Here is a 13532-nt window from a genome sequence, read left to right on the forward strand (position 1 = left end):
GATCGGTCCCGAGCTGGGCGTGCCCGCGCGCACCGTCAGCCGGGTTCTGCGGCGCCACGGCGTGCCGTACCTGCGTGAGTGCGACCCGCTGACCGGCGAAGTGATCCGCGCGTCGAAGACCACCGCGGTGCGCTACGAACGCGACCGTCCCGGCGAGCTGGTCCACGTCGACGTCAAGAAGGTCGGCAAGATCCCCGACGGCGGCGGGTGGAAGGCCCACGGTCGAGCGATGGGATCGACCTCGGCGAAGAAGAAGGCCCGGATCGGCTACGACTACGTGCACTCCATGGTCGAGGACCACTCCCGACTGGCCTACAGCGAGATCCTGTCCGACGAGAAGGGCACCTCCTGCGCCGGGTTCATCCGCCGCGCCGCGGCCTACTTCGCCGACCACGGGATCACCCGGATCGAGCGAGTGATGACCGACAACCACTTCTCCTACAAGAACTCCCACGACGTGCGCGAGGTCCTCGACCAGCTCGGTGCCAAGCACAAGTTCATCAAGCCCCACTGCCCCTGGCAGAACGGCAAGGTCGAACGCTTCAACCGCACCCTGCAAACCGAGTGGGCCTACCGGCAGGTCTTCACCAGCAACCAGCAACGAGCAGACGCCCTTGCACCCTGGCTCGAGCACTACAACACTGAACGCCGCCACACCGCACTCGGCGGCCTCGCCCCGACCAGTCGACTGTCAACAACCTGACGGCCGAGTACATCTAGAGCTTGGTGAGCGGCGCGTAGCGCAGGAGCAGGCGCTTGACGCCGGTCTCGCCCCCGAAGTCGACGTGCGCCATGGACTTCTCGCCCTCGCCCTCGACGCGCACGACGGTGCCGAGCCCGAAGGCGTCGTGCGTCACCCGGTCTCCGGCGTCGAGCGCGATGACCGGGCGGTTGCCGGGCGAGCGCACCCCGGGACGGGCGGCGAGCCGGGCCACGGCGGGCTCGCCGCGCCGCGCGACCGGCGAGGTCGGCCCCGTGCGCTCCCACTCGAGCAGCTCCTCGGGGATCTCGGCGAGGAATCGAGAGGCGGGGTTGTACTGCGGGGTGCCGAAGGCCGACCGCACGCTCGCCCGCGACAGGTGGAGCCGCTCACGGGCGCGGGTGATGCCGACGTAGGCCAGGCGCCGCTCCTCCTCGAGCTCGCTCGCCTTGCCCAGGCTGCGCATGTGCGGGAAGGTCCCGTCCTCCATGCCGGTGAGGAAGACGACGGGGAACTCGAGCCCCTTCGCCGTGTGGAGGGTCATGAGGGTGATGACCCCTCGGTCCTCGACCTCGCCGTCGGGCTGGTCGGGGATCTCGTCGGCGTCGGCGACGAGGCTCACCTGCTCGAGGAAGTCGTCGAGGCTGATCTCCTCGCCGGTGGCGACCCGGGTCGCGTCGAACTCGCGGGCGACGGCGACGAGCTCGGCGAGGTTCTCCAGCCGGGTCTCGTCCTGCGGGTCTCGGCTGGCGCGCAGCTCGTCGACGTAGCCGGAGCGCTCGAGGACCTCGGTCAGCAGGTCGCCGACCCCCTCGCCGCTCTCGCGCACGCCCTGCAGCCCCTCGAGCAGCGAGGTGAAGCCACGGATGGCGGTGAGCGAGCGGGTGACGAGCCCCGGCGCGTCCTCGGCGCGGCCGAGGGCGGCGACGAAGGGGATCCGCTCGCGCTCGGCGAGCTGGGAGACGGCCGCCTCGGCCCGGTCGCCGATGCCGCGCTTGGGCACGTTGAGGATGCGCCGCAGGTTGACGGTGTCGGTCGGGTTGGCGATGACGCGCAGGTAGGCGAGCGCGTCCTTGATCTCGCGCCGCTCGTAGAAGCGCGTGCCGCCGACGACCTTGTAGGGCAGCCCGACGCGGACGAAGACCTCCTCGATGGCACGGGACTGCGCGTTGGTGCGGTAGAAGACGGCGACGTCGCCGGGCTTGACCCCGTGCTCGTCGGAGAGGGTGTCGATCCGCGTCGCGATGAAGGACGCCTCGTCGTGCTCGTTGTCCGCGACGTAGCCGACAATCGCGTCGCCCGCGCCGGACTCGGTCCACAGCCGCTTGGGGCGGCGCGACTCGTTGCGCTCGATGACGGCGTTCGCCGCGCGCAGGATCGTCTCGGTCGAGCGGTAGTTCTGCTCGAGCAGGATCGTGCGGGCGTCGGGGTAGTCCTGCTCGAACTCGGCGATGTTGCGGATCGTCGCGCCGCGGAAGGCGTAGATGGACTGGTCGGCGTCGCCGACGACGACGAGCTCGCTCGGGCCGACCGCGTGCTCGGCCGGCTCGTGGTCGGGGCTGCCGCCGACGAGGGTGCGGATGAGCATGTACTGCGCGTGGTTGGTGTCCTGGTACTCGTCGACCATGACGTGGCGGAAACGACGCCGGTAGTGCTCGGCGACGTCGGGGAAGGCCTGGAGGATGCCGACCGTCGTCATGATGATGTCGTCGAAGTCGAGCGCGTTGGCCTCGCGCAGGCGTCGCTGGTAGGCGGTGTAGACCTCGGAGAGCACCTGCTCCTGGTGCGTGCCGCCCGGCGCCTCGTCGTGCTCGCTGCCGACCCGACGGGCGAAGTCCTCCTCGTCGACGAGCTCGTTCTTGAGGTTGCTGATCTGGTGGCCGAAGGAGCGCGGCGGGTAGCGCTTGGAGTCGAGGTCGAGGTCGCGCATGACGAGCGCGATGAGGCGCTGGCTGTCGGCGGCGTCGTAGATCGAGAAGCTGCTGCGCATCCCGACCTTCGTCGCCTCGCGGCGCAGGATGCGCACGCACGCCGAGTGGAAGGTCATGACCCACATCGCCTTGGCACGCGGGCCGACGAGGTCCTCGACCCGCTCGCGCATCTCGGCGGCGGCCTTGTTGGTGAAGGTAATGGCGAGGACCTGGCCCGGCTGGACCCCGCGGGCTGCCAGCAGGTGGGCGATGCGGTGCGTGAGCACACGGGTCTTGCCCGAGCCGGCGCCGGCGATGATGAGCAGCGGGGAGCCCTCGTGGAGCACGGCCTCGCGCTGCTGCGGGTTGAGCCCCTCGAGCAGCTCGTCGGGGTCGCGCCCGCCGGGGTGGGCGGGGTGCGTCCCCGCCCGGGCCGGGCCCTCGTCGGTCATCGCCCAGGTGGGCACGCCGGAGTCGGTCACGGCGGTGGACCAGTCGTCGGGGAGGTCGTCGAAGAGGCTGCTCATCTCGGGTCCAACCCTACGTCGCGGCGCGGACAGCCCCGCCCACCGCGGGCGGGCGGGGCTCCCCCTTCGCCCTAGGGCCTGCGGACGGGCAGGCCCGCCTCGAGCCACGCGTCGAAGCCGCCGACGACGTCGGCCGCACGGTGGATGCCGACCTCGCGCAGGGTCTGCGCGGCCAGCGACGACGCGTAGCCCTGCTGGCACAGGACGAGCACCCGCAGGTCGGTCGACGCGATCGGCAGGCTGGCGCCCGAGGTGGGGTCGAGACGCCACTCGAGGACGTTGCGGTCGATGACGACCGATCCCGGCCCCTCCGGCAGCTCGCCGGTGGTCTCGCGCTGCGAGACCGGTCGGATGTCGACGACGACGGCGCCGTCCTCGACCTCGCGCCAGGCCTCCTCGGGAGTCACCCGGTCGATCTGGGCCCGGGCGGCCTCGAGCCGCCCCTCGATGCCGGGGGTGCTCACCACGCCTCCCGGCGCTCGACACCGGCCGGGCGCAGCTGGCCGTCGACGAGGTCGTAGTGGGTCATCTGCTCCAAGGACGGCGAGTACGCGTGGATGCTCACGGCCTCATCCTCGCCGAGGTTGACGACGTCGTGGACGTGGGAGGCCCCGAAGGCGCGCCCGTCTCCCGCGCCGAGGCGCTCCTCCTGCACCTGGGCGACGCGGGTGCGCTCGGTGAGCGCGCCCCGCACGACGGTGAAGGCGCCGACCGCGCGGCCGTGGTCGTGCCAGCCGGTCGAGGTGCCGGGTGGCCAGCGGATGAGCCAGACCTGCAGGTGCGGGGCGCCCGCGAGCTGGAGCCAGGTGCGCTCGTGGGGGTCGGCGTCGGGGCGGGCGGTCGCCTCATCGGCGATGCCGGGGCGGCCGGCGAAGAGCCGCGCGAGGCGCAGCAGCTGGACGGGGGTGAGGTCGCGGGCGTCGGCCGCGAGATCAGCGGTGGTGCTGTGGACGGGCATGGTCTCTCCTGGGGTGCGAGGTGTGCGGGCGGGGGCGAGGCCCCGGACACATCGCGGCGGAGAGGCGCATGAGGTCGACGTGCCGGCGTCGGTGCAGCGGCGTCGGCGAGGTCATGTCCCGATCCCACCACCCATCTCCTACAAGTTCAGTAGGCGTTCCGCATCGTGGACGCCCCCTTCGCCGCCACCGAGCACGCCGCGGCTCCTACGCTGCCCCCATGGCCAAGGGAGAGCACGGCGAGGACGTCCATCTCGAGGTCGGCGGGCGCGACGTGCGCATCTCCTCGCCGCAGCGGGTGTACTTCCCCGAGACGGGCGCGACGAAGCTCGACCTCGCGCAGTACTACGTCGCGGTCGGAGACGGCATCCTGCGGGCGCTGCGCGAGCGGCCGACGATGCTCCACCGCTTCCCGAAGGGGGTGTCGGGCGCGAAGGTGCACCAGAAGCGGCTGCCCCAGGGGGCGCCACCGTGGGTGGAGACCGTGCGCCTGCACTTCCCGCGCTACGGCCTGCACGCCGACGAGCTGTGCCCCACCGAGCTCGCGCAGATCGTCTGGGCCGTGCAGATGAGCACCGTCGAGCTGCACCCGTGGAACGTGCGTCGCAGCGACGTGGATCGCCCCGACGAGTGGCGCATCGACCTCGACCCGATGCCCGAGGCCGGGCTGGACCGGGTGCGTGAGGTGGCCGGCGTCGTCCACGAGGTGCTCGACGAGCTCGGCATCGTCGGCTACCCGAAGACCTCGGGCGGCGGCGGGCTGCACGTCTACGTGCGCGTCGAGCCGCGGTGGGAGTTCGGCGAGGTGCGGCGCGCGGCGCTCGCCTTCGCCCGCGAGGTCGAGCGGCGCGCGCCCGAGCTCGTGACGACGACGTGGTGGCGCAAGGACCGCGACCCCTCCGCCGTCTTCGTCGACTACAACCAGAACGCACGGGACCACACGATCGCCGCTGCGTACTCGGTGCGCGGCAACGCACGGGCGACGGTCTCGACCCCGATCACGTGGGACGAGATCACCGACGTGGAGCCGCAGGAGTGCACCATCGCGACCGTGCCGGCCCGCTTCGCCGAGCTCGGCGACCTCCACGCCGGCATCGACGACGTCGCCCACGACCTCACCCCGCTGCTCGAGTGGGCCGAGCGCGACGAGGCCGCGGGCGAGCAGGTGCCGCCCGACCCGGACGAGGACGACGCGTGACCCTCCTCCCCCACCCGGTGACGGGTGCCCCCTTCGCCAGCCCGGTCCCGCCGGGCACCGGCTGGCCCGGCGACCCGGCGACCGCGCAGACACCCGTCGCGCGCACGGCGGCCGGCGTGCGCCGGCTCGCGGCGACGCCCGACCCGGCCGAGCTGGCTGCCCGGATCACCGTGTGCCGTGCGTGCCCCCGGCTCGTCGACTGGCGCGAGGAGGTCGCGACGACCAAGCGCGCCGCCTTCGCCGACCAGCCGTACTGGGGCCGCCCGGTGCCCGGGCTCGGCCCGCTCGACGCCCGGGTGCTCGTCGTCGGGCTCGCGCCCGCGGCGCACGGCGCCAACCGCACGGGGCGCAACTTCACCGGGGACCGCTCCGGCGACTGGCTCTACGCGGCGCTGCACCGCGCGGGCTACGCGAGCCAGCCGCAGTCGTGGGCCGCCGGGGACGGCCTCGAGCTCACCGGCGTGCGCATCGTCGCGCCGGTGCGCTGCGCCCCGCCGGCGAACAAGCCGACCGGCGAGGAGCGGGCGACCTGCGCGCCGTGGTTCGAGGCCAGCCTGCGCATCAGCGAGCCGCACGTCGAGGCGATCCTGTGCCTCGGCTCGATCGGCTGGGACGCGACCGTCACCGCCCTGCGCGGCGCCGGGTGGCAGGTGCCGCGGCCCAAGCCACGCTTCGGGCACGGCGCGCGCGCGGCCGTCGCGACGCCGTCCGGCCGACCCGTCGAGCTCGTCGGCTGCTACCACGTGAGCCAGCAGAACACCTTCACCGGGAGGCTGACGCAGGACATGCTCGACGACATCCTCGCGTCTCTGCCAGGGTGAGCCGCATGACCGACATCCGTGCCCTCGTCGCCACGTCCACCGGTGGGGGCGCCGTCCTCGCCGTCGAGTCCCGGCTCGAGCCCTCCCCCGGACCCGGCGAGGTCGCGGTGCAGGTCGCGGCCGTCGGGGTGAACTTCATCGACGTCTACCAGCGCGAAGGGGTCTACCCGACGCAGACCCCCTTCGTCATCGGCAACGAGGGGGCGGGAGTCGTGCGCTCCGTCGGCGAGGGGGTCCACGACCTCACCCCCGGCGACCGGGTGGCGTGGCCCTTCACCCTCGGCTCGGCCGCCGAGGTCACCGTGCTCCCGGCGGCGCGGGTCGTCCCGGTGCCCGACGGCGTCGACCTCGAGATCGCCGCCGCCGCCCTGCTCCAAGGGCTCACCGCGCACTTCCTCACCCGCTCGACCTACGAGGTCCGGCCGGGCACGCTCGCTCTCGTGCACGCCGCGGCCGGCGGCGTCGGCCGCCTCCTCGTGCAGATGATCACCGACCTCGGCGGCACGGTCATCGCCACCGCGGGCGGCCCGGAGAAGTGCGAGATCGCCCGCGACCTCGGCGCACAGGAGGTCGTCGACTACCGCGAGGCGAAGGGGGACGACCTCGCCTCCGAGATCGAGGGCGCCGCCCACCGCCTCGGTCGGGAGGACGGCGTCGACGTCGCCTACGACGGGGTCGGGGCCGCGACCTTCGACGCCTCGCTGGCCTCGCTGCGACCGCGAGGGCTCATGGTGCTCTTCGGCGGGGCGAGCGGCCAGGTGCCCCCCTTCGACATCCAGCGCCTCAACTCCGGCGGCTCGCTCTTCCTCACCCGCCCGACGCTCGCCCACCACATCGCGACGACCGAGGAGCTGCGCGGCCGCGCCGCCGAGCTGCTCGGCGCCGTCGCCGAGGGCCGGCTCGACGTGCACGTCGGCGGCCGCTACTCCTGGGACGACGCCGCGAGCGCCTACGCCGACCTCGAGGGCCGGCGCAGCACCGGCAAGCTGCTCCTGCTCCCCTGAGTCTCAGCAGCACGCGCGTCGGACGGCACGGCGGTCACCGCCCGACGCGCGGGGTCACCAGAGGAAGGCGACGAGCGCGTTGACCACGGTGAGACCAGCCGCGGCGAGCATGAGCGGGCGGTGGCTCTCGCCACGGCGGGCGCGCGCGTTCGCGATCTCGGCGCAGGCGACGACGGCGAGCGCCACGAGCAGCTTCACGCCGATCTTCGTGTGGTTCAGGCTCGCGTCCTGCATCTCGAGGACGCCGACGAGCAGGAGCCCGATGAGCAGCTGGACCCGGGCAGCCCACACCTGGGTCGTGCGCCCGAGGGCCGCGACGAAGGGGGAGAGCACGATCGCCACCATCGCGATCATGTGCAGGACGTAGAGGACGAGGCGCAGGGCTTCCATGCCGCGGAGTTTACGGGCCGGGGGTATCGCCGAGGCGCCCGGCCTCGCGCAGCAGGAGCACGGTCGGCACGAGGCGCAAGGCGTCGATCTCGTCGAGCGGCACCCACCGGGCGTCAGCCGTCGAGCCGCCCACGTCGTGCACGACCGGGGCGCTCGGCGCGGCGACCCGGGCCCGGTAGACCAGGCGCACGGCGTGGAAGTCGTCGAGCGCACCGCTCGGCGCCCGCCCCACCCAGTGCTGCGTCTGCACGTCGAGCAGCCCGCCGATCTCGGCGTCCTGGCCGCTCTCCTCCCACACCTCGCGCACGAGCCCGGCGACCGGGTCCTCGCCGGGGTCGAGCCCGCCGCCGGGCAGGGTCCAGCGGCCGGGGGCGGCGTGCACCCGCGACGAGAGCTGGGTGAGCAGGAGCGCGCCCCCCTCGACGACGACGGCGTAGGCGGCGACCCGCTGGTGCGGCACGACCTCCTCGCCCGGTGCGAGGTCGAGACCGGCGTCGAGCGGTGCGACCGCCGGCACGAAGGGGGTGACCTCGCCACGACGGGCGGCCACCTCGATCTCGACGGTCTCGGGCTCGCCCGCCGGTCGGCTCGCGCCGAGCCAGCGCGGGTCGTGCCACCCCACCGCTGCGAGCGCGGCCCGCGGGTCCTCGCCGTGGCGAAGGGGGACGAGCGCGGTCGGGTCGCACTCGTCGAGCAGACCGGCCGCTCCCCCGGCGTCGGCGCAGACCCGCAGCAGCACCCTGCTCATCGCGCCCCCGCCCGCTCGTACTCCGCGAGCACCTCGGGCAGGACGTGCGACCACACCTGCCGCGGCGGGACGGTCCGGTTGTGCGCCGCCATCCGTGCGCGCAGGGCGTCGTCGGTGACGAAGCGGGCGACGGCACGCGTCAGCCCCGCGTCGTCGGGCACGAGCAGACCGGACACGCCGTCGTCGACGACGTCGTCCACCCCCGAGCCACCCATGGCGACGACGGGCAGCCCGGCGGCGCGGGCCTCGAGCACCGCGATGCCGAAGGCCTCGAGCCGGGTCGGCGCGAGGTAGCCGTCGGCGTCGGCGTAGAGCGCGCGCAGGTCCTCGCGGGGCAGCCGCCCGCGCACGACGACCTGCCCGGTGGGCAGCTCCGCGACCCGGTGCTCGAGCCGGGCGCGCAGCGGGCCGTCACCGACGACCTCGAGCCGCGCCCGGTCCCCCAGCCCCGCGGCGACGAAGGCGTCGACGAGCTCGAGGGGCCGCTTGCGCGGGGCCAGCCGCATCGTCGAGACGAGCCGGACCGGCCCCCCGTCGTCCGCCGTCGACCCCCCGTCGCCCGGCGTCGACCCCCCTTCGCCGCCGGCTACCACGCAGTACTGGTCGTCATCGCGACCAGTACTGCGTGGTAGGTGGGGGCGCCACCGGTCGAGGTCGATCGCGTTGGGGAGCACCGCCACCTGCGTGCCCGCGGGTGCGGCCGCGCGCACCTGGCCCGCGGCGAAGGTCGACACCGCCGACAGCACCGCTCCCCGCCCGGTCCACCGTGCGAGCACGCCCGACGCGCGGTACAGCGCCGTCGCCCGGTGCAGCACGCAGTGCCACGTGATCGCCGTCGGCAGCCCGAGACCCGTGCTCACCCGAGCCGCGTCCCACGCGAAGGGGCTGACCACCCCCACGTGCACGTGCGCCACGTCGAAGCTCCCCGCCGCCAGCCGGCGGCGCAGCTCGGGCACCGCGAAGGGGTTGACCGGCACCCGCAGCAGCGGCTCGGCGAGGCGGTGCACCCGCACCGGGCCCTCCTCGACGTCGCCGCGGGACTGACCCGCCGCGCCCGTCGTCGCCGTGAAGACCTCGACCTCGTGACCGTCGTCGACGAGATGCGCGGCGAGGTCGGCGACCTGCGACTCGATGCCCCCGACACGCGGGGGGTAGCAGTCGGTGAGCAGGGCGACCTTCACGGGTGCCAGGGTGCCACGGCCGGGTGTGGGAGGGTGTGGCCGATGACCTCGCAGCCCGCAGGCGGGGGCGGCCGCACGATCGTCGCCCTCCACGCCCATCCCGACGACGAGGCCCTCCTCACCGCCGGCACGATGGCCCGCGCGGCCGCCGAGGGCCACCGCGTCGTCCTCGTCGTCGCCACCGACGGGGCGCAGGGGCTGGCCGACGCCTCGGCCTACGGCGCGAAGGGGGACCACCTCGCCGCCACCCGGAGCCGCGAGCTCGCCGCGAGCGCCCGCGCGCTGGGCGTCGCCCGTGTCGTCGAGCTCGGCTACGCCGACTCCGGCAGCGACCCGCAGATGGAGCCCGACCCCGCGGGGGCCACCCGCTTCGCCCGGGTGCCCGTCGAGGAGGCCGCCGGGCGTGTGGCCGAGGTGCTGCTCGAGGAGCGCGCCGACGTCCTGCTCACCTACGACCGTCACGGCGGCTACGGCCACCGCGACCACGTCCACGTCCACGCCGTCGGCGCCGCCGCGGCGCAGCGCCACCGCGAGGCGAGCGGGCTCCCCCTTCGCGTCCTCGAGGCGACGGTCCCCCGCGACACGATCTGCCGGGCCCTCGACCTCGTCGGGCGCGTCTACCGCTTCCCCGACGCCTTCGACCGCGCGTCCTTCGACCGGGCCTACTCGGCGCGCTCCGAGATCACCCACCGCATCTCCGTGCGCTCCCACATCCGCGCGAAGCGGGCCTCCATGCGCGCCCACGCGAGCCAGACGAGCGACTCCGCCGGCGACGCCCGCACGCTCGGGATGCTGCTGCGCATCCCCCGCCCGCTCTACGACCTCGTCTTCGGCCGCGAGTGGTACCGCGACCCGGCCCTGCCCGCGGGCTCCCCCGTGCGCCGCGACCTCCTCGCCGACGTCGAGGCCGGCTCATGACGACCCAGGCCCCCGACCGCCGCCGCGTCCTCGTGCGCCGCGGGCTGCAGGTCACCCTCGGTCTCGGGCTCGCCGCCGTCATGCTCGTGTGGGGCCTGCCCTACTTCGCCAAGACGAGCTGGTCGGAGGTCTTCTCGGTGCTCGGCACCGTGCCGGCGACCTCCGCCCTGCTCTACATCGCCCTCGTCCTCGCCGGCCTGTACTGCTACACCTTCGTCATGGTCGGCGCCATGCCCGGCCTGAGCCACGGGCGAGCGCTCGTGCTCAACCTGTGCGGCTCGTCGGTGAGCAACCTCCTGCCCGGCGGCGGCGCCGTCGGCCTCGCCGCGACGTACACGATCGCGAAGTCGTGGGGCTTCTCCGCCGCCCGCGTCACGACGATGGCCGTCGTCACGGGCGTCTGGAACGTCCTCACCCGCGCCGCCCTGCCCGTCGTCGCGATCGCCGGGCTGTCCGTCGGCGCCACCGACCTGCCCACCTCGATGCGCGAGGCGTCGTGGGCGGCGATCGTCACCGGCGTCGTCGTGCTCGCGGTCTTCGCCCTCGCCGTCGCGACCGACCGAGGGGCCGCGCTCGTCGGCTCGGCCGTCGACCGCGCCATCCGCGTCGTGCGGCGTCGGCACGCCGACCAGGTCGAGCGGGCCGCGCGCGACCTGCGCTCGCGCATCGCCGAGACCTTGCGCACGGGCTGGCTGTCGATGACCCTCGGCATGGTCGGCTTCTTCGGGCTGTACTACGCGCTCTTCCTGCTCGTCACGCGCGCGACGGGCGTCGACCTGCCCTTCGGCCAGCTCTTCGCCGCGTACGCCATCGGGCGTCTGCTCACGGCCGTCGGCGTCACCCCCGGCGGCCTCGGGGTCACCGAGACCGGCACGGCCGCCGCCCTCGTCGCGTGGGGCGCCGACCCCGCCGCCGCGATGGCCGGCGTCGTGCTCTTCTCCGTCTTCACCCACCTCATGGAGGTGCCGCTCGGGGTTATCGGGTGGCTCGCGTGGACGGTCATGCCGCGCCGGGCGAGCACCGCCGACGACGACCTCGAGCCGGTCGCCTAGCCGACGAGGCGACGGACCTGGCGCTGCTGGGCCTCGCGCGCCGTCGAGTCGTCGAGCGTCTCTGGCACGAAGGGGGACCCCGTCGCGTGCTCGGCGGCCCACCCGACGAGCGTGTCAGCGAGGACCGGGTTCGCGGGCAGGATCGGCCCGTGGAGGTAGGAGCCGATGACGTGACCGGTGATCGCGCCCTCGGTGCCGTCGGAGCCGTTGTTGCCCAGACCGCTGCGCACCCGCCCGAAGGGGGCCTGCCCGGGCCCGAGGGTCGTCGAGCCGGAGTGGTTCTCGTAGCCGACGACGTCGCCGTGATCGGTGCTCAGCACGACGGGGCCGATCATCCGCTTCGCGTTGCCCTGGGTCGTGACGTCGAGGATGCCCAGCCCGGGCAGGCGCTGCCCGTCCACGGTGATGAAGGCGTTGCCGAAGAGCTGGTACATGCCGCAGATCATGAGCATCGGCACGCCCTGGTCGGCGAGCTCGCGCAGCCGGTCGGCGATCCGCTCGAGGTCGTCCTCGACGGTCACCTGGCCGGAGTCCTGCCCCCCGCCGCCGACGACGAGGTCGACGCGCTCCGGGAAGGGCTGGCCCGGGTGGTGCTGGTGGACGACCGGCACGTAGCCGTGCCGCCGGATCCGGGCGGCGAGGCAGCGGGTGTTGCCGAGGTCGCCGTAGATGCTCATCTCGCGCGGGTAGAGGTGGACGAGGTGGATCTCTCCCTTGCCCTCCCCGCCGGGGTCCGCCGGCAGCGACGAGCCGAGGGGCTCGCCGAGGATGGTGACGTCAAGATCGCTCATGCCTGACCTGCCTCGGGTGCGTCGGTGCCCATCTCGGGCACGTCGTAGCGCTCGCCGAGCATCCGGCGCAGGGCGAGCATCGCCGTGTACGTGCAGAAGACCCGCTTGGGCTCGTCGCGGTGCTCGGCGAGGAAGGTGCTCAGCCCCGCCTCGAGATCCGTGAGGGTGCGGCCCACCTCGACGTCGTCGTACTCGAGCCGCAGGGCCATGTCCCAGCCGCGCACGCCCGAGGTGAGGGCCACCCCCTTCGCCCGCAGCGGGGTGAAGTCGACGTCGTAGAGCCACGAGACGTCGCGGCCGTCGGCGTAGTCGTCGTTGATCGCGATCATCGACGCGACGGGCGTCGACCCGTACGTGCCGAGCGCGACGGTGAAGCCCGCGGGGTTCTTGACGAGCACGAGCTCGAGCGGCTGGCCGTCGGCGTCGATGACCTCGCCGCGGCCGAAGGGGGGAGCCACGGTGCGCAGCGCGTGCAGGGTCGCGTCCTCGCGGAAGTCCTCGCCGAGGAGCATCCGGGCGGTCGTCGTCGCGGCGGTCGCGTTGATCATCGCGGCGAGCCCGCGCTGCTTGAGGGTGACCGGCCCGAGGACGCCGCCCTCGTGCTCCTCGCCCCAGCGCACGAGCAGCTGCTGCTCGTCGATCGGGGCGAGCAGGCCGTCGACCGGCCCGGCCAGCGGCGGGGTGTAGGCGTCCTGGGCCCGGACGTCCTGCTCCTGCAGCTCGCCGAGCCGCGCGGCGATGCTCTCGTCGAGCCCGAACCACCTCACCTGCACGCCGTCGGCGAGCTCGGCGGCGATCCGGTTGACGTAGGAGTCGTCGCGGTTGAGCACGACGCCGGTCGTCGTCATGCCGGCGAGCTCGGTGAGCAGCCGCGCGGTGTGGTCGATCTCGGCGAAGCGGTCGAGCTGGTCGCGGGCGACGTTGAGCAGCAGGGCGTGGCTCGGGGCGACCGCCCGCGCGAAGTGCAGCGCGTGGGCCTCGTCGAGCTCGAGCACGGCGAGGTCGGCCTCGAGCCGGCCGCGCAGGGGCAGCTCCTCGAGCATCGCCGAGATGACGCCGCGGGTGAAGTTCGAGCCGGTGGGGTTGGTGAAGACGGTGCGCCCGTGGGCCCGCAGGAGCGCGACGAGCATCTTCGTCGTCGTCGTCTTGCCGTTCGTCCCGCTGACGACGACGACGCCGTCGCGCACCCCGGCGAGGGCGTGGGCGAGGAAGCCGGGGTCGACCCGCTCGGCGACGAGGCCGGGCAGCGCCGAGCCCCCGGACCCACCGCCCCTGATGCGGGCGGCGGTACGCGCGGCCTTGCCGGCGATGACGGCGGCGGTCGTCCTCAGCACGC

The 13532-nt window shown here is 74.0% G+C and carries 15 protein-coding genes; 6 read left to right on the forward strand and 9 right to left on the reverse strand.

Going from position 1 to position 13532, the window contains the following annotated elements; translation table 11 throughout:
- On the forward strand, positions 1-703 hold a 703-nt coding region (locus L6241_RS12120), incomplete at its 5' end, for an IS481 family transposase (RefSeq protein WP_368246424.1).
- A 13-nt stretch (positions 704-716) separates the two neighbouring features.
- On the opposite strand, the gene pcrA is transcribed toward L6241_RS12120, so the two are convergent.
- The 4 genes from pcrA to L6241_RS12140 all read right to left on the reverse strand — a co-directional run bounded on the left by pcrA (position 717) and on the right by L6241_RS12140 (position 4210).
- Positions 717-3137 (reverse strand): DNA helicase PcrA, encoded by a 2421-nt coding sequence (gene pcrA, locus L6241_RS12125; protein WP_368246425.1) that lies wholly within the window; start codon positions 3135-3137, stop codon positions 717-719.
- A 71-nt stretch (positions 3138-3208) separates the two neighbouring features.
- Positions 3209-3601: a rhodanese-like domain-containing protein gene (locus tag L6241_RS12130; RefSeq protein ID WP_068274254.1), complete on the reverse strand. Its 393-nt coding sequence runs from the start codon at positions 3599-3601 to the stop codon at positions 3209-3211.
- A complete protein-coding gene (locus tag L6241_RS12135; protein WP_368246426.1) occupies positions 3598-4095 on the reverse strand; it encodes a cysteine dioxygenase in 498 nt (165 codons plus the stop codon). The genes L6241_RS12130 and L6241_RS12135 overlap by 4 nt, the downstream gene beginning before the upstream one ends.
- Entirely contained in the window at positions 4070-4210 is a 141-nt protein-coding gene (locus tag L6241_RS12140) for a putative leader peptide (protein ID WP_368246427.1), read from the reverse strand. Before L6241_RS12140 ends, L6241_RS12135 begins: the two co-directional genes overlap by 26 nt.
- A 103-nt stretch (positions 4211-4313) precedes the next feature.
- On the opposite strand from L6241_RS12140, the gene ligD reads away from it, so the two are divergent.
- Genes ligD through L6241_RS12155 form a run of 3 tightly spaced genes read left to right on the forward strand, consistent with a single transcriptional unit; the run spans position 4314 to position 7116 of the window.
- The gene (gene ligD, locus L6241_RS12145; RefSeq protein ID WP_368246429.1) at positions 4314-5291 is read left to right on the forward strand and encodes a non-homologous end-joining DNA ligase; all 978 of its coding nucleotides are present in this window, start codon (positions 4314-4316) and stop codon (positions 5289-5291) included.
- The gene (locus tag L6241_RS12150; protein WP_368246430.1) at positions 5288-6112 is read left to right on the forward strand and encodes a uracil-DNA glycosylase; all 825 of its coding nucleotides are present in this window, start codon (positions 5288-5290) and stop codon (positions 6110-6112) included. The genes ligD and L6241_RS12150 overlap by 4 nt, the downstream gene beginning before the upstream one ends.
- Positions 6113-6117: 5 nt before the next feature.
- Positions 6118-7116: a quinone oxidoreductase gene (locus L6241_RS12155; protein ID WP_368246431.1), complete on the forward strand. Its 999-nt coding sequence runs from the start codon at positions 6118-6120 to the stop codon at positions 7114-7116.
- Positions 7117-7170: 54 nt separating this feature from the next.
- Here L6241_RS12155 and L6241_RS12160 read toward each other — a convergent pair whose 3' ends face one another.
- From L6241_RS12160 to L6241_RS12170, 3 genes are read right to left on the reverse strand one after another with little or no spacing between them, the layout of a single operon-like run.
- Positions 7171-7506 (reverse strand): hypothetical protein, encoded by a 336-nt coding sequence (locus L6241_RS12160; RefSeq protein WP_068273328.1) that lies wholly within the window; start codon positions 7504-7506, stop codon positions 7171-7173.
- A gap of 10 nt (positions 7507-7516) precedes the next feature.
- The gene (locus L6241_RS12165; protein ID WP_368246432.1) at positions 7517-8254 is read right to left on the reverse strand and encodes an NUDIX hydrolase; all 738 of its coding nucleotides are present in this window, start codon (positions 8252-8254) and stop codon (positions 7517-7519) included.
- The gene (locus tag L6241_RS12170; RefSeq protein WP_368246433.1) at positions 8251-9435 is read right to left on the reverse strand and encodes a glycosyltransferase family 4 protein; all 1185 of its coding nucleotides are present in this window, start codon (positions 9433-9435) and stop codon (positions 8251-8253) included. The genes L6241_RS12165 and L6241_RS12170 overlap by 4 nt, the downstream gene beginning before the upstream one ends.
- Before the next feature lie 42 nt (positions 9436-9477).
- Between L6241_RS12170 and L6241_RS12175 the strand changes: the two genes are divergently transcribed.
- Together L6241_RS12175 and L6241_RS12180 are read left to right on the forward strand one after the other, a co-directional pair.
- A complete protein-coding gene (locus tag L6241_RS12175; protein ID WP_368246435.1) occupies positions 9478-10353 on the forward strand; it encodes a PIG-L deacetylase family protein in 876 nt (291 codons plus the stop codon).
- Positions 10350-11405, forward strand: a complete 1056-nt coding sequence (locus L6241_RS12180) for a YbhN family protein (RefSeq protein ID WP_368246436.1) — start codon at positions 10350-10352, stop codon at positions 11403-11405. The genes L6241_RS12175 and L6241_RS12180 overlap by 4 nt, the downstream gene beginning before the upstream one ends.
- On the opposite strand, the gene L6241_RS12185 is transcribed toward L6241_RS12180, so the two are convergent.
- Together L6241_RS12185 and L6241_RS12190 are read right to left on the reverse strand one after the other, a co-directional pair.
- A complete protein-coding gene (locus L6241_RS12185; RefSeq protein WP_285838004.1) occupies positions 11402-12196 on the reverse strand; it encodes a type 1 glutamine amidotransferase in 795 nt (264 codons plus the stop codon). The two genes, L6241_RS12180 and L6241_RS12185, sit on opposite strands and share 4 nt — an antisense overlap.
- Positions 12193-13530: a MurT ligase domain-containing protein gene (locus L6241_RS12190; RefSeq protein WP_368246438.1), complete on the reverse strand. Its 1338-nt coding sequence runs from the start codon at positions 13528-13530 to the stop codon at positions 12193-12195. The genes L6241_RS12185 and L6241_RS12190 overlap by 4 nt, the downstream gene beginning before the upstream one ends.
- Positions 13531-13532: the final 2 nt, after the last annotated feature.

The sequence above is a fragment of the Janibacter sp. Y6 genome, from assembly GCF_040900765.1.
Classification (GTDB): Bacteria; Actinomycetota; Actinomycetes; order Actinomycetales; family Dermatophilaceae; genus Marihabitans; species Marihabitans melonis.

Excerpts from the sequence above, each read along its gene's own strand:
- pcrA (WP_368246425.1), bottom strand. The coding sequence starts at position 3,137 with ATGAGCAGCCTCTTCGACGACCTCCCCGACGACTGGTCCACCGCCGTG.
- L6241_RS12135 (WP_368246426.1), bottom strand. The coding sequence starts at position 4,095 with ATGCCCGTCCACAGCACCACCGCTGATCTCGCGGCCGACGCCCGCGAC.
- L6241_RS12140 (WP_368246427.1), bottom strand. The coding sequence starts at position 4,210 with ATGACCTCGCCGACGCCGCTGCACCGACGCCGGCACGTCGACCTCATG.
- ligD (WP_368246429.1), top strand. The coding sequence starts at position 4,314 with ATGGCCAAGGGAGAGCACGGCGAGGACGTCCATCTCGAGGTCGGCGGG.
- L6241_RS12155 (WP_368246431.1), top strand. The coding sequence starts at position 6,118 with ATGACCGACATCCGTGCCCTCGTCGCCACGTCCACCGGTGGGGGCGCC.
- L6241_RS12160 (WP_068273328.1), bottom strand. The coding sequence starts at position 7,506 with ATGGAAGCCCTGCGCCTCGTCCTCTACGTCCTGCACATGATCGCGATG.
- L6241_RS12165 (WP_368246432.1), bottom strand. The coding sequence starts at position 8,254 with ATGAGCAGGGTGCTGCTGCGGGTCTGCGCCGACGCCGGGGGAGCGGCC.
- L6241_RS12175 (WP_368246435.1), top strand. The coding sequence starts at position 9,478 with ATGACCTCGCAGCCCGCAGGCGGGGGCGGCCGCACGATCGTCGCCCTC.
- L6241_RS12180 (WP_368246436.1), top strand. The coding sequence starts at position 10,350 with ATGACGACCCAGGCCCCCGACCGCCGCCGCGTCCTCGTGCGCCGCGGG.
- L6241_RS12185 (WP_285838004.1), bottom strand. The coding sequence starts at position 12,196 with ATGAGCGATCTTGACGTCACCATCCTCGGCGAGCCCCTCGGCTCGTCG.